The sequence below is a fragment of the Sulfitobacter sp. W074 genome, assembly GCF_025142275.1.
Lineage (GTDB): Bacteria > Pseudomonadota > Alphaproteobacteria > Rhodobacterales > Rhodobacteraceae > Sulfitobacter > Sulfitobacter profundi.
The window spans coordinates 2,418,951-2,442,218 of the sequence record NZ_CP081130.1; the positions used below are offsets into that span (position 1 = coordinate 2,418,951).

21 protein-coding genes are annotated in these 23,268 nt (G+C 62.9%); 5 read left to right on the forward strand and 16 right to left on the reverse strand.

The genetic code is table 11. The features are described 5' to 3' along the window. Positions 1-59 precede the first annotated feature (59 nt). Together K3762_RS11980 and cobS are read left to right on the forward strand one after the other, a co-directional pair. Positions 60-686: a J domain-containing protein gene (locus K3762_RS11980; RefSeq protein WP_067625492.1), complete on the forward strand. Its 627-nt coding sequence runs from the start codon at positions 60-62 to the stop codon at positions 684-686. Positions 687-816: 130 nt separating this feature from the next. Beyond that, positions 817-1,803, forward strand: coding sequence for a cobaltochelatase subunit CobS (cobS, locus tag K3762_RS11985; protein WP_067625494.1), 987 nt, complete (start codon positions 817-819; stop codon positions 1,801-1,803). A gap of 77 nt (positions 1,804-1,880) precedes the next feature. Here the strand turns inward: cobS and K3762_RS11990 are convergent, their stop codons facing one another. Next, a complete protein-coding gene (locus K3762_RS11990) occupies positions 1,881-2,726 on the reverse strand; it encodes a PRC-barrel domain-containing protein (RefSeq protein WP_132444482.1) in 846 nt (281 codons plus the stop codon). A gap of 215 nt (positions 2,727-2,941) precedes the next feature. On the opposite strand from K3762_RS11990, the gene cobT reads away from it, so the two are divergent. Genes cobT through K3762_RS12005 form a run of 3 tightly spaced genes read left to right on the forward strand, consistent with a single transcriptional unit; the run spans position 2,942 to position 7,027 of the window. Beyond that, the gene (gene cobT, locus K3762_RS11995; protein WP_067626754.1) at positions 2,942-4,816 is read left to right on the forward strand and encodes a cobaltochelatase subunit CobT; all 1,875 of its coding nucleotides are present in this window, start codon (positions 2,942-2,944) and stop codon (positions 4,814-4,816) included. Between the two features lie 42 nt (positions 4,817-4,858). After that, positions 4,859-6,649, forward strand: coding sequence for an aminopeptidase P family protein (locus tag K3762_RS12000; RefSeq protein ID WP_132444481.1), 1,791 nt, complete (start codon positions 4,859-4,861; stop codon positions 6,647-6,649). A gap of 33 nt (positions 6,650-6,682) precedes the next feature. Next, entirely contained in the window at positions 6,683-7,027 is a 345-nt protein-coding gene (locus tag K3762_RS12005) for a DUF427 domain-containing protein (RefSeq protein ID WP_120351367.1), read from the forward strand. Positions 7,028-7,034: 7 nt separating this feature from the next. Here K3762_RS12005 and K3762_RS12010 read toward each other — a convergent pair whose 3' ends face one another. From K3762_RS12010 to ftsW, 15 genes are all read right to left on the reverse strand, one after another. After that, on the reverse strand, positions 7,035-8,720 hold the full coding sequence (locus K3762_RS12010) for a chloride channel protein (protein ID WP_132444480.1): 1,686 nt from the start codon (positions 8,718-8,720) through the stop codon (positions 7,035-7,037). 62 nt (positions 8,721-8,782) lie between these two features. Continuing rightward, positions 8,783-10,453, reverse strand: coding sequence for a DNA repair protein RecN (gene recN, locus K3762_RS12015; protein WP_120351368.1), 1,671 nt, complete (start codon positions 10,451-10,453; stop codon positions 8,783-8,785). A 32-nt stretch (positions 10,454-10,485) separates the two neighbouring features. Then, positions 10,486-11,352, reverse strand: coding sequence for an outer membrane protein assembly factor BamD (locus tag K3762_RS12020; protein ID WP_132444479.1), 867 nt, complete (start codon positions 11,350-11,352; stop codon positions 10,486-10,488). 241 nt (positions 11,353-11,593) lie between these two features. Beyond that, entirely contained in the window at positions 11,594-12,517 is a 924-nt protein-coding gene (gene lpxC / locus K3762_RS12025; RefSeq protein ID WP_067626763.1) for a UDP-3-O-acyl-N-acetylglucosamine deacetylase, read from the reverse strand. Between the two features lie 207 nt (positions 12,518-12,724). After that, a complete protein-coding gene (gene ftsZ, locus K3762_RS12030; RefSeq protein WP_120351371.1) occupies positions 12,725-14,326 on the reverse strand; it encodes a cell division protein FtsZ in 1,602 nt (533 codons plus the stop codon). Positions 14,327-14,499: 173 nt separating this feature from the next. Beyond that, on the reverse strand, positions 14,500-15,834 hold the full coding sequence (gene ftsA / locus K3762_RS12035; protein WP_067626767.1) for a cell division protein FtsA: 1,335 nt from the start codon (positions 15,832-15,834) through the stop codon (positions 14,500-14,502). A gap of 30 nt (positions 15,835-15,864) precedes the next feature. Further along, positions 15,865-16,746, reverse strand: coding sequence for a cell division protein FtsQ/DivIB (locus K3762_RS12040; protein ID WP_132444478.1), 882 nt, complete (start codon positions 16,744-16,746; stop codon positions 15,865-15,867). Further along, the gene (locus K3762_RS12045; protein ID WP_132444477.1) at positions 16,734-17,657 is read right to left on the reverse strand and encodes a D-alanine--D-alanine ligase; all 924 of its coding nucleotides are present in this window, start codon (positions 17,655-17,657) and stop codon (positions 16,734-16,736) included. Before K3762_RS12045 ends, K3762_RS12040 begins: the two co-directional genes overlap by 13 nt. A gap of 84 nt (positions 17,658-17,741) precedes the next feature. Next, positions 17,742-18,689 carry a UDP-N-acetylmuramate dehydrogenase gene (gene murB, locus K3762_RS12050; RefSeq protein ID WP_386282864.1) on the reverse strand — a complete coding sequence of 316 codons (948 nt, stop codon included), beginning with the start codon at positions 18,687-18,689 and terminating at the stop codon, positions 17,742-17,744. A gap of 39 nt (positions 18,690-18,728) precedes the next feature. Then, positions 18,729-19,028 (reverse strand): hypothetical protein, encoded by a 300-nt coding sequence (locus tag K3762_RS12055; protein ID WP_067626773.1) that lies wholly within the window; start codon positions 19,026-19,028, stop codon positions 18,729-18,731. Continuing rightward, entirely contained in the window at positions 19,025-19,291 is a 267-nt protein-coding gene (locus K3762_RS12060) for a DUF2484 family protein (RefSeq protein WP_120351374.1), read from the reverse strand. The genes K3762_RS12055 and K3762_RS12060 overlap by 4 nt, the downstream gene beginning before the upstream one ends. After that, positions 19,288-19,539 carry a DUF2484 family protein gene (locus K3762_RS12065; RefSeq protein ID WP_120351375.1) on the reverse strand — a complete coding sequence of 84 codons (252 nt, stop codon included), beginning with the start codon at positions 19,537-19,539 and terminating at the stop codon, positions 19,288-19,290. Before K3762_RS12065 ends, K3762_RS12060 begins: the two co-directional genes overlap by 4 nt. Beyond that, positions 19,536-20,954 carry a UDP-N-acetylmuramate--L-alanine ligase gene (murC, locus tag K3762_RS12070; protein ID WP_120351376.1) on the reverse strand — a complete coding sequence of 473 codons (1,419 nt, stop codon included), beginning with the start codon at positions 20,952-20,954 and terminating at the stop codon, positions 19,536-19,538. Before murC ends, K3762_RS12065 begins: the two co-directional genes overlap by 4 nt. Next, entirely contained in the window at positions 20,951-22,075 is a 1,125-nt protein-coding gene (locus tag K3762_RS12075) for a UDP-N-acetylglucosamine--N-acetylmuramyl-(pentapeptide) pyrophosphoryl-undecaprenol N-acetylglucosamine transferase (protein ID WP_120351377.1), read from the reverse strand. The genes murC and K3762_RS12075 overlap by 4 nt, the downstream gene beginning before the upstream one ends. Next, on the reverse strand, positions 22,075-23,241 hold the full coding sequence (ftsW, locus tag K3762_RS12080; RefSeq protein ID WP_067626783.1) for a putative lipid II flippase FtsW: 1,167 nt from the start codon (positions 23,239-23,241) through the stop codon (positions 22,075-22,077). Before ftsW ends, K3762_RS12075 begins: the two co-directional genes overlap by 1 nt. Positions 23,242-23,268: the final 27 nt, after the last annotated feature.

Genomic DNA, 23,268 nt, shown 5'->3' on the forward strand with positions numbered 1-23,268 from the left:
CTTCAATCCTGCGACGCAGGGTATATGGTGACCGGCCTGAGTCGGAAAGGTCTATCCACATGCCAAAAGCTGATCCCTTCGGATTCGACATGTCCGTGTCGTCCTCCAAAAAGAAAAACCCCCGCGGCCGCCGCGGCATGTCCGGTGCGTCGGAAACCTCGACCCGGATTTGCGACCATGAGGGCTGCGACGAGCCGGGCAAGTTCCGCGCGCCCAAGGCCCCCGATGTGCTGGATGATTACTTCTGGTTCTGCCAGCAACACGTCCGCGAATACAACGCGAAGTGGAGCTTCTTTGACGGCACCACCGAGGCGGAGTTGAACGCTCAGATGTCCAAGGACAAGGTCTGGGAACGCGCCACCAAGCCGCTCGGCGACCCCGAGCAGCGTGCATGGGCCCGCCTCGGCATCGAAGACCCGCATCAGGTTTTGGGCAAGAACGCGACCCAGAACCCCGGCAAGGGCCAGCAAGCGGGCCGCCGCCTGCCCCCGACCGAGCGCCGCGCGATCGAGATTCTCGAAGCCAAGGACACATGGACCAAACCCGAGGTCCGCAAAGCCTACAAAGCGCTGATCAAAGTGCTGCACCCCGATATGAACGGCGGCGACCGCAGTCAGGAAGAGCAGTTGCAGCTAGTCGTCTGGGCATGGGATCAAATCAAGGGCAGCCGCAACTTCAAGGACTGATCCCACAACCGGACCAGCGGCCGGTTGCGGATAATGCCAGTTGCCCCTTCCCCTTGCGGATATGCACGATATGTTGCACCAGATACGCGCGCGGCCCCGACCGCGCGCCTAAGGAAAAGGATGACGAGCGATGGCCGACGGTGCACTGGAACACGACATGAAACCCACCGAAGAACTCTCGGTGCGCGATGTCTTTGGCATCGACACCGATATGGTCGTCAAAGGCTTCCCGCAGCGCACCAGCCGCGTGCCGGACATCGACAGCACCTATAAGTTTGATCCTGACACCACGTTGGCGATCCTCGCAGGGTTCACACACAACCGCCGCGTCATGATCCAAGGCTACCACGGCACTGGCAAATCGACCCATATCGAACAGGTCGCCGCGCTGCTGAACTGGCCCACCGTGCGCGTCAACCTCGACAGTCACATCAGCCGGATCGACCTGATCGGCAAGGACGCGATCAAACTGCGCGACGGCAAGCAGGTCACCGAATTTCACGAGGGCATCCTGCCTTGGGCGCTGCGCAACCCGACCGCCATCGTCTTTGACGAATATGACGCGGGCCGCGCCGATGTGATGTTCGTGATCCAGCGCGTGCTTGAGCATGACGGCAAGCTGACGCTGATGGACCAGAACGAGATCATCACTCCGCACCCCTATTTCCGCCTCTTTGCCACGGCCAACACCGTGGGATTGGGCGATACCACCGGGCTTTATCACGGCACCCAGCAGATCAACCAAGCGCAGATGGACCGTTGGTCGCTCGTGGCCACGCTGAACTACCTCAGCATCGACGCCGAGACCGCCATCGTGCTGGCCAAAAACCCGCATTACAATACCGAGAAGGGCCGCAAGACCCTCAAGCAGATGGTGACTGTGGCGGACCTCACGCGGACCGCCTTCATGAACGGCGAACTGTCCACCGTGATGTCGCCCCGTACCGTGATCGCATGGGCCCAGAACGCTGAAATTTTCCGCAATGTCGGCTATGCTTTCCGGCTGTCCTTCCTCAACAAATGCGATGAGTTGGAGCGCCAGACCGTGGCCGAGTTCTACCAGCGTCTGTTTGACGAGGAACTGCCCGAAAGCGCGGCCAGCCTCAGCTTGGGCTAAGCCGTTTACACCACCAACCAAGAATAAAGGGGCGCTGATATCAGCGCCCCTTTATCGTTCAGGCTGTGGCCCCGTACTTAGTTGACAGGTGCGGGCTCAGTGGTGACCGCGTTGGGGTCTTGCGGGGCAGCGTTTTCAAGCGCTTGCTGCTCGGCTTCCATATCCTGCGCGGTTTTAAAGGCCTCTGCGGCTTCAAGGTCGGTCTTCGTGGCCGAGGATACCAGACGCAGCGTGCCGCTTTCGTCAGTCATGGTCGACAGGCTGTCCATTTTCACGGCAACCCATTTTTCACCCATGCCGAGGAAACCACCGACACCGATCACGACACCTTCGACGGTGCCATCAAGATTGACGATCAGGTCATCTACATCGCCGATCTTTTCACCTGCGTCGGAATAGACATTGCTGCCAATCAGATCGTCGGCGAGGATCGTGTTCTCGCTTTGCATGGTGATCTGACCTTCAACCGGCTTTGCAGGCTCTTCTGACGGCGCCTCGGCGGTTGTGTCAGCGGGGGCAACGGTGTCGCCCAACGGCTCCGTTGCCGGGGCCTCTGCCGTGTCTTCGGTCATCGGCTCAGTCGTGGCCGGTGCTTCGGCACTGTCAGTCGCGGCGTCCGTGTCAGGTGCCCCTGCGGTATCGGCCTCCTTATCGGCGTCAGCTTCAGGTGCTTCAGCCGTGTCGGCCTCCAATTCCGCTTCGCCTTCGGGCGCTTCGGCAGTGTCGGTTTCGGTGTCGGCCTCTACCGCATCATCGCTGGCCGTGGCCTCGCTGCTCTGTGTCGCCTCATCGGTCTGAGGCGCTTCGGCAGTGGCTTCGTCTGATGCGGGTTTTGTCGCATCCTGTGCGGTGGCGGCCAAAGGCGCGGCCCCCAAAACTGCGATCATAGCCAGACGGCTCGCATGTTGCATAAAATTGGTCATTTCCTTACTCCTACTTGCTGAGACGCGTTGCTGCCAGGGTTCAGAGAGGCACTGGTGCGTCGACTGCTGGGGAAATGCCGATCTGCGGGTGGGGGTTCCCGCTCAGCGGGTGCTATGGGCGGAAACTGGCGTATTGATCCGCGCGCCCCTGCCCCTTTGACCCTTCCGCGAAAACCTGCCAAACCTCATGTCGAAGCTGACAGAGGCATGGGCTCATGAAGAAATCCGACAACCCCGCTGACGCATTCAAAAAGGCCCTCGCAGAGGCCACCAAAGTGATGGCCGATGACGCCGAGCTGAACGTCAGCTACTCCGTTGATCCGTCAGGGCTTTCCGGTGACGCGATGCGCCTGCCTCAGGTCAGCCGCCGGATGACCCGAGAGGAGGTTCTGCTGGCCCGTGGCACCGCCGATGCGCTGGCGTTGAACCGCCGCTATCATGATGCCGCCACCCACGCCCGCTATGCCCCGCAAGGCGACATGGCGCGCGAACTCTATGAGGCGATGGAAACCGCCCGTTGCGAGGCCATGGGCGCGCGCGACATGCCCGGCACCGCGGGCAATATCGACGTCAAGATCAAGCACGAGGCCCTGCGCCGCGGCTACGATCAGGCGAAACAGGCCAGCGACGTGCCGCTCTCTGTCGCGGCGGGCTATATGGTGCGTCATATGGCGACGGGTCGCCCCCTGCCCGCAGGGGCCGAGAACGCCATGGAACTCTGGCGCGGCTTTATCGAAGATCAGGCGGGCGGCACCCTAGAGGGGATCGACGGCAGCCTTGCCGATCAAGCCGATTTCGCGCGGTTGGCGCGCAAGATGATCTCGGATCTTGGCTATGGTGACCAATTGGGTGACGACCCCGACAGCCAAGACGACGAGCAAGAGGATCAGGCCGAAGAGGGCTCCGAAGAGGAGCAAGACCCCGACAGCACCGGTCAAGACGATCAGGACGAGGAAGAGGCCGAAGGCACGCCCGAAAACTCTCAAGAGCAGCAGCAGGACGAAAGTCAGGCGCAGGTCTCGATGGATGACGAAGCAGATCAAGAGTTGGGCGATGAGGCGGATATGCCCGAGGGCGACGCGCCCATGGACCCGCCGCCCCCGCCCCCTGTCTCTGATGCCGATCCTGAGTACCGCGTCTATCTCGGCGAGCATGACGAGGTGATCGGGGCCGAGGAATTGGCCGAACCGATCGAACTGGAACGTCTGCGCGCCTATTTGGATCAGCAGCTTGAGCCGCTGAAAGGCGCTGTGGGCCGTTTGGCCAACAAGTTACAACGCCGACTGCAAGCGCAGCAGAACCGTTCGTGGGAGTTCGACCTAGAAGAAGGCACGCTGGACGCGGGCCGTCTGGCGCGGGTCGTGGCCAACCCCACCACGCCGCTCAGCTTCAAGGTTGAGAAGGACACCGAGTTCCGCGACACTGTGGTGACGCTGCTGCTGGACAACTCCGGCTCTATGCGCGGGCGGCCCATCTCCATCGCCGCGATCTGCGCCGATGTTCTGGCCCGCACGCTGGAGCGCTGCAACGTCAAGGTCGAGATCCTCGGCTTTACCACCCGCGCATGGAAGGGCGGTCAGGCGCGCGAAGCATGGCTGAATGACGGGCGCCCCGCCCAGCCGGGACGCCTGAATGACCTGCGCCACATCATCTACAAATCCGCTGATGCCCCATGGCGGCGGACCCGCGACCACTTGGGTTTGATGATGAAAGAAGGCCTGTTGAAAGAGAACATCGACGGGGAAGCGCTAGAATGGGCGCACCGGCGCATGTTGGCACGGCATGAGGCGCGCAAGATCCTTATGGTGATTTCCGATGGGGCACCGGTGGATGACAGCACGCTTTCGGTGAACCCGGCCAATTACCTTGAGAAACATCTGCGCGACGTGATTGCGATGGTTGAAAAGCGCCGCGCGGTGGAGCTTTTGGCGATCGGCATCGGCCATGATGTGACGCGCTATTACGACCGCGCCGTGACGATTACGGATGTGGATCAGTTGGCCGGGGCGATGACCGAACAGCTTGCCGCGCTCTTTGACAGCGACCCGCGGAAACGGGCGCGTGTCATGGGCATGCGTCGCGTGGGCTGAAGCTGCGGGATCGGTATTTGAAAAAGGATGAAGGAGGGGCGTGTGTTCCAGAGTTTCGAGGTCACCGCGCGTCCTGAGCAGGGGCCGCCACGGCTGGAAGCGCTGCGCAGGGAGTTGGCGCGGGCAGGCTTGGATGGGTTCTTGGTGCCGCGCGCCGATGCGCATCAGGGGGAATATGTCGCCCCGCGCGATGATCGTTTGGCGTGGCTGACGGGATTTACCGGATCGGCAGGCTTTTGTGCGGCACTGCGGGATGTGGCGGGGGTCTTTATCGACGGGCGTTACCGCACGCAGGTCAAGGCGCAGGTGGCGGAGGTTTTTACGCCTGTGCCTTGGCCCGAGCTGTCTTTGGCCGATTGGTTGAAGGACCAATTGCCTGAGGGCGGTGTGGTTGGTTTTGACCCGATGTTGCATACGCCGGGACAGATGGACCTTTTGGTGGAAGCGCTGGCGGGCTCTGGCATTGAGCTGCGACGCAGCGAGAATATGGTGGACCGGGTTTGGGAGAACCAACCTGCGGCACCGATGGGCAAAGTGGCGGCCCACCCTGAGCGCTTTGCCGGGGAAAGCCATGCCGCCAAACGGCAACGTTTGGCGGCAGACCTGCGCGCGGCGGGGCAGAAGGCGGCGTTGATCACCCTTCCCGACAGCCACAACTGGTTGTTGAACATTCGCGGGCAGGACATTCCGCGCAATCCCGTGGCTCATGGCTTTGCCGTTTTGCATGACGACGCGCGGGTTGATCTGTTTATGGCGGCCGAGAAATTGGCGGATGTGGCGGACCATTTGGGGCCGGAGGTGGTGCAGCATGACCCCGCTGGCCTGCCTGATACCCTGCGCGCGTTGGAAGGGCCGGTGCGGCTTGATCGGCAGTCGGCGCCGGTGTTGTTCGCGGACCTGCTGGGGGACCGCGCGCAGGCGGGGGAAGACCCCTGCGCCCTGCCCAAGGCCTGCAAGAATGACGCTGAGATTGCAGGCGCGGCGGAGGCGCACCTGCGCGATGGCGCGGCGATGGCGGAGCTGCTCGCCTGGCTGGATGCGCAGCCTCCCGGCACGATCACAGAAACACAGGTGGTGGGGCAGTTGGAAGGTCTGCGGCGCCGGGATCCGTCCTTGCGCGACATCAGTTTCGAGACGATCTCGGGCAGCGGGGCGAATGGGGCGATCATTCATTACCGGGTGAATGAGGAGACCGACAGCCTGCTGCAGGAGGGACATCTCTTGGTGCTCGACAGTGGCGGTCAGTACCTTGACGGTACCACGGATATCACCCGCACCATTGCCATCGGCAGCCCCGATCAGGATGCCCGCAGCGCCTTTACGCGGGTGCTGTCGGGCATGATCGCCATGAGCCGTCTGCGGTGGCCGCGCGGGCTGGCCGGGCGGGATATCGAGATGCTCGGGCGTCTGCCGCTTTGGATGGCGGGGCAGGATTTTGATCATGGTCTGGGGCATGGCGTTGGCGCTTACTTGTCGGTGCATGAGGGGCCGCAGCGGCTGAGCCGGATGAGCCATGTGCCGCTGCTACCGGGTATGATCCTCAGCAATGAGCCGGGTTATTACCGCGAAGGGGCGTTTGGCATTCGGATCGAGAACCTTTTGGTGGTGCAGGAGGCCCCCGCCTTGCCCGGCGGTGACGTGCATCGCAAGATGCTGGATTGGCGCACCCTGACGCTCGTGCCGATTGACCGGCGGTTGATTGATGTGGAGGCGCTTGGCCCCGAGGCGCGCGATTGGCTGAACGCCTATCACCGCGACGTTGCGGAAAAGATCGGGCCGCGGGTATCACCTGTTACAAAACTGTGGTTGGATGCGGCAACGGCGCCCCTATGAGCGTCCGATTTCAGTAAACTAGGGGGGTACGGCATGTCCGACCATATTACGATTACTCCGGCCCAAGGCACATGGGTTGTTCGCGCTGGCGGGGCCGTGCTGGGCGAGACCACAGACGCGCTGGAGCTGCGCGAAGGGGACCACGCGCCGGTCATCTATTTCCCGCGCGGCGACATCGCGATGGCCTTCCTTGATGGCTCAGACAAGACCAGCCATTGCCCCTACAAGGGCGACGCCAGCTATTTCTCGGTCGTGACCAAGAGCCGTACCTTGCAAGATGCCGTCTGGTCCTATGAAGACCCGAAAGCGGATGTAGCCGAGATCAAAGGGTATCTGGCTTTCACGCCGATGGACGAAATCGCCATCGAACGTATCTGAGCGCGGCTCAGGAATGCTCCTCTGCCGCGGTGGCGGCGAGGGCGCGATTATAGGCCTTCAGCGCATCGACGTGGAACAGCGCGCCCAGCAGTTCGGGCGGCGCATCGGCGCTGAGGGTGACCACCGGGATGAAGTTGGAATGGGTCTGGTCGAACAACGGCAAGGCGGCCTCTAGCGTGGCGCTGCCGTCGATATAGGTGCCCTTGTCGATCAAATCCCAACAGGCCTCCTCCGAGGCCGCGTCTTCGTCATCGGGGCGGCGCATGATCCGGCCCACCATGAACATCGATAGCAGATAGGCCTGCGGGCCTGCGGCCAGATGAATGCCGCGCCGCTCCATCTGGGTGAGGAAGAACGACCGGTCGACCAAACGGGAGGCCAGCGCCGTCGACATGCTGACGGCAACCATCACCGCCAGACCGGTTTGCCAGTCGCCCGTCATCTCGAAAACGATCAGCGTGGTGGAGATCGGCGCGCCCAGCACGGCGGCGGCCACCGCGCCCATCCCCGCCAGCGCATAGAGCGAGGAAGAGCCGGAGATCTCAGGGAAAACGCCGGTGGCGATCAAACCAAAGGCCAGCCCTGTGAGCGCGCCCACCATCAGCGAGGGCGAAAAGACACCGCCGCCCATCCGCCCCCCCAGAGTGATCGCGACGGCGGCGACTTTGAGAACCGCGAAGATGATCACCTCATGCAGTACCAGCTCGCCGACCAGCGCGCGGGAGGTCGTCTCATAGCCGACACCGATGATATGCGGGAACCAGAGAGCGATGATGCCAAGGATCGCCCCCGCCACCGCCGGGCGCAGCCAACGCGCCAGCCCGGTCCGGGCTTGCAGGTAGTTGCCAAAATCCTCGGCCCAAAAGATTGACCGCATCAGCACGACAGAGACCAGACCGCAGGTCAGCCCCAGCAACAGGAAGGCGGGCAGTTCGACGTAAAATTGCACATCCCCAAGGCTGGGCAAGACGAACTCGGTCAAGCCGCCGAACTCCAGCCGGTTGATCACCGTGCCCGCAGCCGAAGCGATGACGATAGGGGCGAAAGCATGGACCGCGAAATGCCGCAGCACGACTTCGAGCGCGAAAAGCGCGCCCGCGATGGGGGCGTTGAAGCTCGCGGAAACCGCCGCCGCCACCGCGCAGCCCAGAAGGTCACGCCCGGTGATCCCATCGGCCTTGATAAAGCGGCTGACCTTGGTCGAGATCACGGCGGCCAGATGCACCACCGGCCCTTCGCGGCCTGATGAGCCGCCCGTCGAGAGAGTGATAAGCGAGGCCAATGCCGAGGCCACCCCGGCGCGAGTTTCGACCCGACCGTCGTGCAGGGCGGCCCCGAGGATCACATCGCCCACGCTGCGGGCACGCCCGTCGCGGGTAAAGCGGTGCAGGATCAGCCCAACAAGTAGCCCGCCCAACGTGGGGATCAGCACCACCCAATACCATGGCAACCCGGCGAGAAAGCTGTGCAGAAATTGCACGTCGTCCGTGCCGTAAAGCGTGGCCTGTAACCAGTTGATCCCTTTGCGAAAGAACAAGGCCGCGAAGCCCGCCGCAATGCCCACCAACAACGCGATGAACCAAAAGGTGATCTTTCCCGGCCCCCGGGTGCGCAGCACCTTCCAGCCCTGCTTGCAGCCGCAGAGCGCCTGATGCAATTGTTGGGAAAAGAATGCGTTATCTTGCGGAGGCATGGGACTTGGACCAGTTGGACCCTTTCTGTCTAGGGCAAGCTGACCTTGGGTAAAACCGCCATTTAAGAAGTCGTCGCGCCCTGTTGCCCGTTAAGCAATGCCTCGGCTGCCGCGCGGGCGGCATCGGTGATGGTATCGCCCGCGAGCATCCGCGCGACTTCGTCCACCCGTTCTTCGGGGGCGAGTGCCGTGACCGTTGAGGTGGTCATGCCCTTGGCAACCGATTTGGCCACGCGCCAGTGATGCGCGCCCAATGCCGCGACCTGCGGCGAGTGGGTGACGACCAGCACCTGCCCCTCAGCCGCCAGCGCCTTCAGGCGGCGGCCGACGGCGTCTGCGGTGGCGCCCCCTACCCCGCGGTCGATCTCATCAAAGATCAGGGTCAGGCCCGATTGGCTTTGTGTCAGGCAGACTTTCAGCGCCAAGAGGAACCGGCTGAGTTCCCCGCCCGAGGCGATCTTGCCCAAAGGCCCGGCAGGCGCGCCGGGGTTGGTCGCCACAGTGAAGGACACTGCATCGCGCCCCTCGGGGCCTGCGGGCTCGTCGGTCAATTGGGTCTGGAACACCGCGCGCTCCATCTTGAGCGGGGCAAGCTCCGCCGCCACCGCCTTGTCGAGTTTGACCGCCGCCTTACGGCGTTTCGTCGTCAGTGCTTCGGCGCGCTCATCGTAAAGCGCCTGTGCGTCGCGAACGGCTTTCTCCAACCTTTCCTGCGCGGCCTCACCCGCATCAAGCGCATCGAGTTTGGCGCGCAGCGTGTCGGCGAAACCGGCCAATTCATCGGGCTGCACGTCATGTTTGCGCGCCAAGCCGCGGATCGCAAAGAGCCGCTCTTCGCAGGCTTCCAACTCATAGGGGTCGAACGACATGCCGTCGATCGCATCGGCCACGCCGGACATTGCTTCGTCCAGTTCGACCATAGCGCGGTTCAGCGCGGCAAGCGGACCTTCCAACGCGCCTTCGGCCTTGTCGGCGACGCCATCAAGCCAGCGCAGCGCGTCGCCCATGGCGGTTTCTGCCCCGCCTTGGCCCAACAACTCATAAGCGTTGACCACATCGCGGCGGATTTTTTCGGCGCCCTGCATCTGGCGGCGGCGGGTGTCGAGGGTGGCTTCCTCGCCCGCTTCGGGGGCGAGCTTGTCCAGTTCCGCCACCGCATGGCGCAGGAACTCTTCTTCGGCGGCGATGGCCTCGCGTTCGGCGGCAGCAGCGGCGGCCGCTTTGCGCGCCGCACCAAGGGCCGTCCAAGCCTCCCGCACCGCTGCAATCGCGCGGTCATTCCCGGCGTAATCGTCAAGGATGGCGCGGTGGCCGCGCGGGTTCAGCAAGCCGCGATCGTCGTGCTGGCCGTGCAGTTCCACCAATGTTTCAGACAGGCGCCGCAGTACCTCGCCCGAGCAGCGGCGGTCATTTACCCAAGCGGTCTTGCGCCCTTCGGAGGTGTTGATGCGGCGCAGGATCAATTCGTCCCCGGCAGGCAGACCCGCGTCTTCGAGCACCGCATGGGCCGGGTGGCCGGGCGGCAGGTCGAACCAAGCGGTCACTTCCCCCTGTGCTGCCCCTTGGCGCACCAGATCGGCGCGACCGCGCCATCCCAGAACAAACCCAAGTGAATCCAACAAGATAGACTTGCCCGCGCCGGTCTCACCGGTGAGCACGTTCAACCCCGGCTGGAAGCCAAGCTCCAGCCGGTCGATGATCAGCATGTCCGAAATATCAAGTCCGCGCAGCATCTAGAACCGTCGGATGGGCAACCCCACCCCCCTTAAAGCCACTCGCCCTTGATGGTCTGGCGATAGGCTGCACCCAGCCAGTTGTCCTTGTAGAAGGCCGGCGCAAGGCCACGCCCGGTCAGCAGTTTGTAGCTGTCCTCATACCACTCAGAGCCACGGTAGTTGTGGCCAAGGATGGCCCCCGCCGTCTGCGCCTCATGGTTCAGACCCAGCGACAGATAGGCTTCGACCAAACGGTGGAGGGCTTCGGCGGTATGGGTCGTGGTTTGGAAATCCTCGACCACCACGCGGAAGCGATTGATCGCGGCGGTATAGTGATCGCGGCGCAGATAGTAGCGGCCAATCTCCATTTCCTTGCCCGCCAGATGGTCAAAGGCGAGGTCGAATTTCAGGATCGCAGAGCGGGCATATTCGCTGTCGGGGTAGCCTTCGATCACGGCGCGCAGGGATTGCAGCGCTTGGAAGGTCAGTCCTTGATCGCGGCCCACTTCATCGATCTGGTCATAATAGCTCAGCGCCAAGAGATACTGCGCATAGGCGGCATCATCTTCGGCCGGATAGAAATCAATGAACCGCTGCGCGGCGGAGCGGCTGTTGGGGTAGTCCTGATCTTTGTGATAGGCGAAAGCCTGCATGATCAGCGCGCGTTTCGCCCATTCGGAATAGGGATAAAGGCGCTCGATCTCGGCGAAATAAAACGCCGCCTCACCGGGGTTGTTGTTGGTCAGCTCATATTCGCCGCGCTCAAAGATTTGCTCGGCTGAATAGGTCTCAAGCGGGATTTCCTGCGGGTTGAAAAAGCTGCCGTCCGATCGTCCGTCACCACCGCCGCAGGCTGCCAATGTCGCGACCAGAAGCACCGCACTGATCGTCCGCTTGCGCGATCCTGCTACCGTCATGCCCGCACCCCTTGCATCGTCCAACCCATGGTCTTTGACCCTCTTGCGCATGTGACTAGCACAATAATCTGCGTTGCAAAACGCCCATTCCACCCCCGCCCGCAGCCGGGTACGCGGTGGCGCATCGCTGGGTCAGGCATGTCACTTCGGCTTAGTGAATACAAGGCATTGGCAGGGCGTTCAATGGCACTTCGCCGCCTAAGCGCCCTGCGGTTTACGGTGTTTCTGACCTGCTGCCAGATCAAGCAACCTGCGGGATTTCGCCCCAGATCAACCCGGAGCCCGGCAACCGTGCGGTTTGCGCCGCGTCACAGGCCACCAGACGCACGGCATCCGGTGTGGCGAAGAGCGCGCGCAGCAGTGTGTTGGTCAGCGAATGGCCCGCGCGTTTGCCTTCGTAATGGCCCAACAGCGGTGCACCCGCCAGCGCCAGATCACCAAGCGCGTCAAGCATCTTGTGGCGCACAGGCTCATCCGCGTGGCGCAGACCACCGGGGCTGACGACCGCATCGCCGTCGAAAACCACCGCGTTCTCGCCCGCTTCACCGCCGAGCGCCAGACCATTGGCCTGCATCGCTTCGACATCGGCCTGACGGCAGAAGGTGCGGCTGTCGCAAAGTTCGCGTGCAAAAGAGCCGTTGTTCATGATCAGCGACTTGTGCTGTTGACCGATGGCCGCATCGGCAAAATCAATCTCAAAGTCGATCTGCAGCGTGTCCGCCGGAGAGATCGTAGCCGTCGCATCACCGTCTTGCACGCTCACGGTTTTGAGCACTTCAAACGCCATCACAGGGGCCGCAAGCTGACGCAAACCGCGCTGCATGATGCCGCGCACGAAAGGCAGGGAGGAGCCGTCGAGGATCGGCACTTCGGGGCCGTCGATCTCAATCAAAAGGTTATGGATGCCACAGCCAGCAATGGCCGCCATCAGATGCTCAACGGTAGAGATCGACAGGCCAGTGGGGTTTTCCAACTTGGTGCAGAGCGGCGAGCGGTTCACCGCGTCCCAGCGGGCGGGGACCAGTCGGTCGCCCACGGCCACATCGCTGCGCGAGAACCAGATGCCATGGTGGGCGGAGGCCGGGCGCAGAGTCACCGTCGCAGGCTGACCGGAGTGCAGGCCTGTGCCAGAAAAACTTACTGCTGATTTGATCGTTGTCTGCACCGGGTCATCCTCAAGCTTCGAACATCTTCTTGTGTGTTGAACTCTGGATTAAGGCGCTGGTTCGTTTTGCTCAACTCAATCTTTGCAACGGTCTGAAACATGCCCGTAACATTTGGGCGCTAGCGTGCCGACCTTATTACAAAACCTTGTTATAAAACGAAAAAGGGCCGCCCTAAGGCGACCCTTTCGTCATCTATCGTGATCGGATCAGTTGGCCTGACGGCGCAGGAACGCGGGGATTTCAATGCGCTCCTGATCGGGATCGTTGTTTTCTTGCGGCTGCGGAGCAGCTGCAGAAGCGCGAGTCTGCACCGGAGGCTGCTGGCGCGCAGGGCGGGCCTGTGCTTCGCCTTCGGCGTGGCCGGTCATCCGGTTGATTAGAGAGTTGATGCCAAAGCGACCTTTGTCGCCCTGCTCACCCTGCTGCTGCTGGGCCTGACGGTGCTGTTCGGGCGCTGCTTTTTGGGCGGCGGCGCGCAGGCGGGCCAGTGCTTCGGGGGACGGCGTGCCGGGTGTCGGGGCGCGCGGTGCAACGAAGGCTTCGGGCTCGGCCTCAATGGCTTCTTCCTGACGCGGCTCGAATGCGGCCACCTCGGGCTGATAGGCCGGAGCGGGCAGACCGTCGTCATCCTCGACAACGTTCTCTTCTTCATACTGATCCTGGACCGGCTGAAGGTCTTGGAACAGTGCGGCTTGCTCAACTTCCTGCTTCATTTCGGCAGCAACCGGCGCGGCGGCAGGCGCTTGCGCGGCAGAGACCGGCGCCACATCGTCAACCGACACGTTCTGGCGCAGCGGCTGGCTCATGGAGCGGCGCGGGACCGGCATTTCGGTGTTCACATCGGTGGCGTCGATGCCGGTGGCGACAACGCTGACGCGCATCAGGCCACCAAGGCTTTCGTCCAGCGTGGAGCCGACGATGATGTTTGCTTCGGGGTCAACTTCTTCGCGGATGCGGTTCGCCGCTTCGTCGAGTTCGAACAGCGTGAGGTCGTGACCGCCGGTGATGTTGATGAGAACGCCCTTGGCACCGCGCAGGCTGATTTCGTCCAGCAGCGGGTTGGCGATGGCTTTCTCGGCGGCTTGGATGGCGCGATCTTCGCCCTCGGCCTCGCCTGTGCCCATCATCGCTTTGCCCATCTCGTCCATCACGGCGCGCACGTCGGCAAAGTCGAGGTTGATCAAGCCCGGACGAACCATCAGGTCAGTCACGCCCTTGACACCTTGGTAGAGCACGTCATCGGCAAGCGAGAAGGCTTCGGTGAAGGTGGTTTTTTCGTTGGCCAGACGGAACAGGTTCTGGTTGGGAATGATGATCAGCGTGTCGACGACCTTTTGCAGTGTCTCAACGCCGTCTTCGGCCTGACGCATGCGCTTGGCACCCTCAAACTGGAAGGGCTTGGTCACGACGCCAACGGTCAGAACGCCCAGCTCACGCGCGGCCTGCGCGATGATCGGTGCCGCACCCGTACCGGTGCCGCCGCCCATGCCTGCGGTGATGAAACACATATGCGCGCCAGCAAGGTGGTCGACGATCTGCTCAATGCTTTCTTCGGCAGCGGCGGCGCCAACGCTGGCACGGGCGCCCGCGCCCAGACCTTCGGTAACCTTGATGCCCAGCTGGACGCGGTTTTCGGCCTGTGCCTGCTGCAGCGCCTGAGCGTCGGTGTTCGCCACGACGAAATCAACACCATCAAGCTGCTTCTCGATCATGTTGTTGACCGCGTTGCCGCCTGCCCCACCAACACCAAAGACGGTGATACGGGGTTTCAGATCATCTTGTCCTGGCATTGAAAGGTTGAGTGTCATGTGCTGTCCGCCTGTCCAGTTATCCGCGTTCTGCGGGAGTTTTTCGACCAAATTTACCCGACCCTACCGGGCTAGGGCCGGATCGTCACCTAAAAAACATCGATTTGACGCTAAATATGGGCAGAAACTTGCCAGTTTCCGCCTTATCTCGGGTGTCTCACCCGATATTGCGGTCACCAGTTGTCTCTAAACCATTTGACGGCGCGTTTGAGAGAGCGGGACGGATAGCGGTCGGCGGGGATGTCGAAATCCCACCATTCGTCTTGCGGATGCGCCGCAAAGAGCGCGAGGCCCACCGAGCTGGCAAAGCCCGGCCCTGTTGCGGCCTGCGGCAGCCCGTGCACGCGCAGCGGGCGGCCCAGACGGACCTGCTGGCCGAGTATCTTGCTGGCCAGCCCATCAAGCCCCGGTATCTGGCTGCCTGCGCCGGTAAGTACAATCTGTTGGCTTGGCAGATGGTCGAAACCGGCAGCATCCAGCCGAACGCGGACCTCTTCGAGGATCTCTTCGACGCGCGGGCGCATGATGCCGATCAATTCGGCCCGGCTGGCGGTGCGGCGGTCGTGCTCATAATCGCCCGTCTCGCCACCGATCTCGATCATGTCGCGGTCGTCCATGCCGGTAGCATGCACGCCGCCGTAGAAGGTCTTGATCCGCTCGGCGTTGGCCATCGGCACTTGTAGGCCCATGGAGATGTCCGAGGTGACGTGATCGCCGCCCATACGCACGGTATCGGCATAGATCATGTGTTTCTTGATGAAGATCGACACGCCAGTGGTACCACCGCCAAAGTCGATACAGGCCGCGCCGAGTTCCTGTTCGTCCTCAACCAGCGCCGAGATGCCCGATGCATAGGAGGACGACGCGATCCCGGCCAGTTCCAGATCACAGCGTTTGATGCAATGCGCGAGGTGTTGGACCGTATCGGCATCGACGGTGAGCATGTGCATATCCACCGACAGGCTGTTGCCCAACTGCCCGCGCGGATCGGCCAGACCGCTGCGGTGATCCAGCGCAAAGTTCACCGGCTGGGCATGCAGCACTTCGCGGCCCTCGCCGTATTCCGGCACGTCACAGCCCGCCAGCACGCGCGCCACGTCTTGCTCCGAGACCGACTGCCCCTCGAGCTCCACCGAAGCGTCGAGCCCATAGCTGCGCGGCTCCCCGCCCGAGAAACAGGCGATAACGTGATCAACCCGGATGCCAGCCATCTTCTGCGCGGCCTGAAGTGCGGTGCGGATCGCGCGCTCGGTCTCGCCCATGGCGCAAATCTCACCAAAGCGCACACCGCGCGAGCGGGTGGTCGCCGCCCCGATGACCCGGAACCCCGACTGCCCGGCCAGCGAGCCGATGTCGCCATTCTCTCCGTCATGGGTAATGCCGTCAAAACGCAGCACCAGACAGGCGATCTTGGAACTGCCCACGTCCAAAATGGCCACCACCCCGCGCTGGATCGCCAATTTGCGCATGTGCCGCATCGAACGCTGACTGTCGTATAGGTCCATCATTTCGTTACTGTCCCGATTCCAATGGCCATCTTACTGGCCGGAAAGCTGCCTGATGTGCCACCATTCGCGGGTGGCATCTTCGTTCATTCTGAGGGTTGGTCTTGCCGCCAACCGCATATCCACACGCGCCACATCCCGCGTGAGGACTTCTTGTGCGCCTTCCAGCGCGATCACCCGTTCCAGCGCTTGCAGCGCGTTTTCTTCGGGCAACATGATCGTCTGATTGCGGTCCAACACCACGTCCCAGCGGCGCCCACCCACACGGACCAAGCCGCGCAGCCGGTCACCCAAAACATTGGCGGCCCCAATCAGTTTGAGCGCTTCCGGCACCGCTTTGGCGGCCCCTGCCCCGGCGATCAGGGGCAGATCCGCATGATCGCGCCGTGCCCCGATCCGTGCCACATGCGCGCCAGTGTTGTCCACCAGCGCCAGCCCGGTCTCACTGCGCCAGACGGCCACAGGCACGCGCGGGGTGACGTCGATTTGCAGCACGCCACCAGGGCGGATGCGGACATTGGCCTGTCTGACCCCATCGATATCGGTGATCTTTTCGCGGATCTGCGGCAGGTCGAGGTCGAAGGAGGACAGCGGGAATTCCAGCGGCAGCGCGGTGCGAATTTCAGACGACAGCAGGTCGCTTGCGCCGTCGATGGCCATGAGCTTGACCATGAACTCCGGCCGCTCTTCAATGCTGGCGCGGACATCGGCGATTGCCTGCACCACGGTGCCGCGGCGCTCTTCGTCGGCCATATAGATCGTGCCTGCCAGCAGGCTTAACGTAAAAGGCAACCCGACGCGCAGGGCAAAGCGAAAGCCGGGCGTCAGCATCAGCCGCTGCATGCGCCACGACCACCGCGAGGGGGCGGGATCGGCTTTGCCAGCCTCCGGGCGGCGGCGGATCAGCGATCGCATGAGGCATCCTCCACCATCCAAGCGCAAAGCTCAGGGAACGAGATGCCGCAGGCCGCGGCCTGTTCGGGCGTCAGCGAGGTGGCGGTCATGCCGGGCTGGGTGTTGGTCTCAAGCAGGATCAGCCCCGCAGGCCCCCGCGCCTCGTCCCAGCGGAAATCGGTGCGGCTGATGCCTTTGCAGCCAAGCGCCACATGGGCGCGGCGGGCATAGTCGAAACACAGATCGGTAATCTCTTGCGGCAGATCGGCGGGCACCACGTGGCGCGAGCCGCCGGGCTTGTATTTCGCGTCGTAATCATACCAGCCGGTGGTGATGATATCCGTCACGGCCAGCGCACGGTCGCCCATCACGGTGGTGGTCAGCTCACGCCCCGGCGCAAAGGTCTCGACCATCACCTCGGCGGGCATGTCTTCGGACAGCTGCGGCGGGCCGTTATTTTCCTCGGCCACGAGGTAGACCCCAACCGAGGAGCCTTCGTTGTTGGGTTTGACCACATAGGGCGGCGCCATCACATGGGCTGCCATCACATCGGCCTTGGGGGCGATAACGCTTTCGACGACCGGCAGCCCCGCATGGCGGAACACATCCTTGGAGCGCTGCTTGTCCATCGCGAGAGCCGAGGCGAGCACGCCGGAATGCGTGTAAGGCAGTTTGAGCCACTCAAGCAGACCCTGCACACAGCCATCTTCGCCCCAACGGCCATGCAGGCAATTCAATACGGCATAGGGCTGAAGATCAGTCAGGACAGCTGCAAGATCGCGGTCGGCTTCGACCTCGATCACGTTATATCCGCCATGTTCCCGCAAGGCAGCGGCGCATGCACGCCCACTGGACAGGGACACCTCACGCTCGGCCGAGGGGCCACCCATCAATACCGCCACTGTCGGGGTTTGTCCGCTCGACTTACCCACCAAAGTGCCTCTTCGCCTCGGACCGTTTGCGGCCCCTATCATTGTTTTCTTTGCTTTGCCGTGACTTAGCTGATGCCCGACGGCTTAGCTTTGCGACACCGGATCACCCAATTTTTCACCGACGCGCTTAATTTCCCATTCTAGCCTTATACCGCTTGAAGCGTAAACCTTTTTTCGCACCTCTTCGCCCAATGACTCTAGATCATGGGCCGTGGCACTGCCGGTGTTGATGAGGAAATTGGAATGTTTCGGGCTCATCTGTGCGCCCCCCACGGTGGCCCCGCGCATCCCGGCGTCGTCGATCACCTTCCACGCCTTCAGGTCGTGTACATCGTCTGCCTTCCCGGTCGAAGAGAACCCCGCCGGATTGCGAAAGGTCGACCCGGCGCTGCGGTCCTTGGTCGGCTGGCTTTCGTCGCGTTTGGCAAGCTGCTGTTCCATCCGGGCGTGCAACTCCTCAGGCTCCCCTTTAGGCGGCGCAAAGGTTGCCCCGATCAACACCGCACCGGGCGACAGATCGCTTTGTCGGTAACGGAAATTGAGGTCATCCGCCGTAAGGGTCACCACCTCGCCCGCGCGGGTCACAGCCTTGGCCGAGACGAAATGATCCGCCGTGTAGCTGCCATAACAGCCCGCGTTCATGCGCAAAGCCCCGCCGATGCTGCCGGGAATGGTGCGCAGAAAGGTCAGATCAAGCCCCGCATCCGCCGCCTTGCGCGCCACATGAGCATCCAGCGCCGCCGCCCCCGCGGTCACCCGATCACCCGCAATCTCGATCCCGTTGAAACCGCGCCCCAACCGGATTACCACAGCCCGCAGTCCGCCGTCGCGCACAATCAGATTGCTGCCCACGCCCATGGGGAAAACCGTGATGCCCTGCGGCAAGCGGCGCATGAAAAGGCACAGGTCCTCCACATCGGCGGGTTGGAACAGATAATCCGCAGGGCCGCCAACGCGGAGCCATGTCAGGTCGCTCAAGGCGCGATTTGGGGTAAGCCTGCCGCGCAGGTCGGGGATATTCAGCGTCATCATGGCGCCGGACTTAGCGCATTTAACAGGCGGGGCAAACCATCAAGAAGACGGCGGATCGACGCGGCTCTCACGCCAGCGTTTCGCCACCCGCCCGGCCAGCCAGCCCAGACCGAAACCGCCCACCGCATAGAACAGCACCGAAAGCTGCGCCAATAGCGCATGCGGCTCAAACACCCGCGCATCCAGCCCGAAGACCATCCACGATGCGTTAAGCCCAAGGCCAACCGCCAGCACGATAAAGAACCACAGCACACGGCCGCGATAACCGGTCCAGAGACAGGCGATCATCCAGATTGCAAAGACGGTCAGCAGCGCGGCAAGGGTCGGTGTCAGGGTCATTCCGCCGGGCCTTTGATCCGCCCTGCCCCTCGGCGCAGCCAACGGACGAAATAGACCACCGGCCAGCGCAGCACCGAACAGCCCCCCGCCAACACCAGCATGCCCAGCCATGGGCCGTGCTGCGCGGTGACGAAACCAACGATGGGGATGCCCACGGCGATCAGCAGATAGGCGCTGCGCCAGTGGAAATCTTTGCTGGGGGTCATGGCGAGGATATTGGCGATCACAAACCAGAAACAGGCGAGGATGAGAGACAGGCTCATTTCGGCAGCTCTGGTTTTTGGCCCCGCAGCCGCGCCCAGAGATAACGCAGCGGATTGCGGAACATCGACAGGAAAGCCAGCAGAGCCAAGAGCGCAAAGGCCCATGAATGCGTCACACCGATGGCGACGATCAGCACCGGTGCGGCGATCAGCAAGATCACCCCCGGCAGGTATTGAGAGCGCAGCGGCAGCATGGCCACTGTCACGGCGGCGAAGACCCAAAGGATCGACAGCCACACGAGGGTCACGCGGCGGCCTCCTTGGCCGCGCGCAGCGCCTCGGGCAGGTCATTGGCCCAGCCGCTGATCGTACCCGCCCCAAGGCAGACCACCATATCGCCCGGTCGCGCCTCGCGACGGACCAATTGCGTCAGCGCCTCGGCATCCTCGACCGCATAGGCGTGGCGATGCCCGTGCTGGATCAGCCCGGCGACCAGCCCGTCGCGGTCGGCACCGGGGATCGGCTCTTCGCCCGCGGCATAGACATCGGCGATGCCCACCACATCGGCATCGTTGAAACAGGCGCAGAATTCGTCGAAGTGATGCGACAGGCGGGAGTAACGGTGCGGCTGGTGCACGGCGATCACGCGGCCCTCGCTGGCCTGCCGCGCGGCTTTGAGGACGGCGGTAATCTCAACCGGGTGGTGGCCATAGTCGTCGATGATGGTGACCCCGTCCACTTCGCCCACGCGGGTAAAGCGGCGATTCACCCCGCCAAAACTGCCCAAAGCTGCGCGGATCTCTTCCAGCTTCATCCCAAGGTGCCGCGCCACGGTCACCGCCGCCAGCGCGTTCGAGACGTTGTGATCGCCCGGCATTGGCAGGGCGCAGTCTTCGATGACCATGCCTTCGGATTGTAGATGCACATCGAAATGCGCCACGCCGTCTTTGTAATGCAGCCCCACCGCGCGCACATCGGCCTGCGCGTTGAACCCATAGGTCATGACGCGGCGGTCGGTCAGCTTGCCCACCAGCGACTGCACTTCAGGGTGATCGGTGCAACAGACCGCCAGCCCATAGAAGGGGATGTTGGAGACGAAGTTTAAAAACCCCTGCCGCAGCGTGTCGAAGTCGCCCCAATGCTCCATATGCTCGGGGTCGATGTTGGTGACGATGGCGATGGTTGCGGGCAGCCGGTTGAAGGTGCCGTCGCTCTCATCGGCCTCGACCACCATCCATTCGCCCTGCCCCATCCGCGCGTTGGAGCCATAGGCGTGGATGATGCCGCCGTTCACGACGGTAGGGTCGATGCCGCCCGCGACCAGCAGTTCGGCCACCAGCGTTGTGGTGGTGGTTTTGCCATGCGTTCCCGCCACGGCGATGTTGGACTTAAGCCGCATAAGCTCGGCCAGCATCTCGGCTCGGCGCACGACGGGCAGGCCACGGCGGCGGGCCTCGTCCAATTCTGCATTGCCCGGTTTGATCGCCGAAGAGATCACGACCACGGCCGCCCCTTCGACATTCTCAGCCGCTTGCCCCTCGAAGATGCGCCCGCCTAGCTCGGCCAGCCGCACGGTGATCTTAGTGGTCTTCAGGTCCGATCCCTGCACCTTGTAGCCGTGGTTCAGCAGAACTTCGGCGATGCCAGACATGCCGATGCCGCCGATGCCGACGAAATGGATCGGGCCGACATCGGTCGGCAGTTTGGTGGCGGCGGCGTTCATTGGGGGTTTTCCTCTTCTGCGGGGGCCAGCGTGCCTTGGGCGGCAAGCTGTTCGACCATATCTGCCAATGTCTCGGCCGCGTCGGGTTTGCCGACCGACAGCGCGGCCCGCGCCATCTGCAACGCCCCATCGGGCATCTCAAGCACCGCGAGGATTTGGTCGGTCATGATTTCGGGGTTTGCCTTGCGTTCGGGCACCATGATCGCGGCCCCGGCATCAACCAGACCGCGGGCATTGGCGCTTTGGTGGTCACCTGCCGCAGCGGCAAAGGGGATCAGGATCGACGGACGCCCGATCACCGACAGATCTGCCACGCTGGAGGCACCCGAGCGGCTGATCACCAGTTGCGCTTCGGACATGCGGCGGGGCACATCGTCAAAGAAGGGGCGCACATCGGCGCTGATGCCAGACTCGGCATAGTAGTCTGCCACCCGCTGGCCGTCTTCGTCGCGGGCCTGATGGCTGACGCGGATGTTGCGGATCATGTTCATCGGCAGCGCGGCCAGCGCGGGCGGCACCACGTCGGACAGGATGCGCGCGCCTTGGCTGCCGCCCATCACCAAAACTTCCATCGGATAATCCCCCGGCGGGATATAGGCGGCCCCGGCACGGTCCAACACGGCGGCGCGCACAGGGTTGCCCACATGCCAGCCCTGCACGCCCTCGGGCAATTTCGTGGGCCAGATGCCGCAGGCCACGGCGTGCACCCGCTTGGCAAAGATTTCGTTCACCCGGCCCAGAATGCCATTTTGCTCATGGATCATTCGCGGCATCCGCAGCGCCCATGCAGCGCCAAGTGCGGGGATCGAAGGATAGCCGCCAAAGCCCACCACGACCGAAGGCCGGTCGCGCAGCATATTCAACCCCGAGCGGACCACACCAGCCGCGATGCGGAACGGCACCAGCGCCTTGGCCACCACGCCGCCCCGGGCGAAAGTGGCGCTGCTGATCTGGCTGATCTCAACCGCTTCGGGAAAGCCACCGGTATAGCGCGCGCCGCGAGCATCGGTGCTGAGCTTCACCCGCCAACCGCGTTTCAGCATTACCTCGGCCAAAGCCTGCGCGGGAAACATATGCCCACCGGTCCCCCCGGCGGCGATGATCAACAGTGGGGCGGCCATCAGCGGCGGCCCCGGCCCAGAATGTCGCTGATCTCACCCTGCGGGCGCGAGCGGGTAAAGGCGAGGAGCATGCCCACGGCAATGCCGCTGGCGATCACCGAAGAACCACCATAGCTCACGAAGGGCAAGGTCATGCCCTTGGCGGGCAAAAGCCGCACTGCCACACCCATGTTGATCATCGCCTGTACTCCGAATGTGCAGGCCAGCCCGGTTCCGGCCAGCCGGATGAAGGGGTCACGCTCGCGCACCAACCGCAGCAGCGAACGGACGACCACGACAGTATATAGAGCGATAATGCAGACGACCATGATAAGGCCATATTCTTCGGCGGCGACGGCGATGATAAAATCGGTATGCGCGTCGGGCAGCGACCATTTCACCTCGCCCTCGCCGACGCCCACACCAAACAGCCCGCCCTCGCGGATGGCGTTGGTGGCATAGCCAAGCTGGGTTGTCGGATCGACATCAACGCTGAGAAAGCCGTCGATACGCCGCGCGAAGTGTTCGGAGTTGGAGTAGGCAAAGGTGCCCGCCAGAACGACGAGCCCCGCCATGCCGACCAGCAGCACCATAGGCGCGCCGGCCACGAAATACATCACGCCCCAGCCAAAGAGCACAAGACAGGCCTGCCCAAAGTCGGGCTGCATCGCCAGCATGAGCACGATGGAGATACACAGCGCAAAAGACCAAGACTTACCCGGAGGGCCGTTGATCTCGGTCGCGGCGGCCATCATCCATGCGGCGGCCACCATGAAACCGGGTTTCAGAAATTCCGATGGCTGGAACGAGGCGAACCCCAGCGAATACCAGCGAGTCGCCCCCTTGCCAAAGTCGGTGCCGAAAAAGGGCAGCAGCGCCAACGCCACGAATGAAAGAACAAACCCCAGCACCGCCAAGCGCCGCACCAGCGTCGGCGACATCATCGAGGTCAGCAGCATCGCCACCAGCGCCAATCCGCCAAAGAACGCCTGCCGCTGCACATAGTGAAAGGCATCAAAGCCATTTTTCGCCGCCAAGGGCGGTGAGGCGGCGAGCCCCAAAAGCATGCCGACAGCAAACAGGATCAACACGCAGGACAAAGCCCAGCGGTCGACCGTACGCCACCATTTTGGAAGGATCGGTTCACCATCCCGTACCGGGACCGCGCCATAGACCATCTCTGTCATGGGTATCTGCCTTAACTGCCTCAACGG

What these genes read in the sequence shown, in the direction of transcription:
- K3762_RS11990 (WP_132444482.1), bottom strand. Translation starts at nt 2,726, where the DNA reads ATGACCAATTTTATGCAACATGCGAGCCGTCTGGCTATGATCGCAGTT.
- K3762_RS12040 (WP_132444478.1), bottom strand. Translation starts at nt 16,746, where the DNA reads ATGCGATCGCTGATCCGCCGCCGCCCGGAGGCTGGCAAAGCCGATCCC.
- K3762_RS12005 (WP_120351367.1), top strand. Translation starts at nt 6,683, where the DNA reads ATGTCCGACCATATTACGATTACTCCGGCCCAAGGCACATGGGTTGTT.
- cobT (WP_067626754.1), top strand. Translation starts at nt 2,942, where the DNA reads ATGAAGAAATCCGACAACCCCGCTGACGCATTCAAAAAGGCCCTCGCA.
- K3762_RS12075 (WP_120351377.1), bottom strand. Translation starts at nt 22,075, where the DNA reads ATGGCCGCCCCACTGTTGATCATCGCCGCCGGGGGGACCGGTGGGCAT.
- K3762_RS12055 (WP_067626773.1), bottom strand. Translation starts at nt 19,028, where the DNA reads ATGACCCTGACACCGACCCTTGCCGCGCTGCTGACCGTCTTTGCAATC.
- ftsA (WP_067626767.1), bottom strand. Translation starts at nt 15,834, where the DNA reads ATGATGGACCTATACGACAGTCAGCGTTCGATGCGGCACATGCGCAAA.
- K3762_RS12060 (WP_120351374.1), bottom strand. Translation starts at nt 19,291, where the DNA reads ATGAGCCTGTCTCTCATCCTCGCCTGTTTCTGGTTTGTGATCGCCAAT.
- ftsW (WP_067626783.1), bottom strand. Translation starts at nt 23,241, where the DNA reads ATGACAGAGATGGTCTATGGCGCGGTCCCGGTACGGGATGGTGAACCG.
- murB (WP_386282864.1), bottom strand. Translation starts at nt 18,689, where the DNA reads ATGATGACGCTGAATATCCCCGACCTGCGCGGCAGGCTTACCCCAAAT.
- K3762_RS12020 (WP_132444479.1), bottom strand. Translation starts at nt 11,352, where the DNA reads ATGACGGTAGCAGGATCGCGCAAGCGGACGATCAGTGCGGTGCTTCTG.
- K3762_RS11980 (WP_067625492.1), top strand. Translation starts at nt 60, where the DNA reads ATGCCAAAAGCTGATCCCTTCGGATTCGACATGTCCGTGTCGTCCTCC.
- recN (WP_120351368.1), bottom strand. Translation starts at nt 10,453, where the DNA reads ATGCTGCGCGGACTTGATATTTCGGACATGCTGATCATCGACCGGCTG.
- cobS (WP_067625494.1), top strand. Translation starts at nt 817, where the DNA reads ATGGCCGACGGTGCACTGGAACACGACATGAAACCCACCGAAGAACTC.
- ftsZ (WP_120351371.1), bottom strand. Translation starts at nt 14,326, where the DNA reads ATGACACTCAACCTTTCAATGCCAGGACAAGATGATCTGAAACCCCGT.
- murC (WP_120351376.1), bottom strand. Translation starts at nt 20,954, where the DNA reads ATGAACGCCGCCGCCACCAAACTGCCGACCGATGTCGGCCCGATCCAT.
- K3762_RS12010 (WP_132444480.1), bottom strand. Translation starts at nt 8,720, where the DNA reads ATGCCTCCGCAAGATAACGCATTCTTTTCCCAACAATTGCATCAGGCG.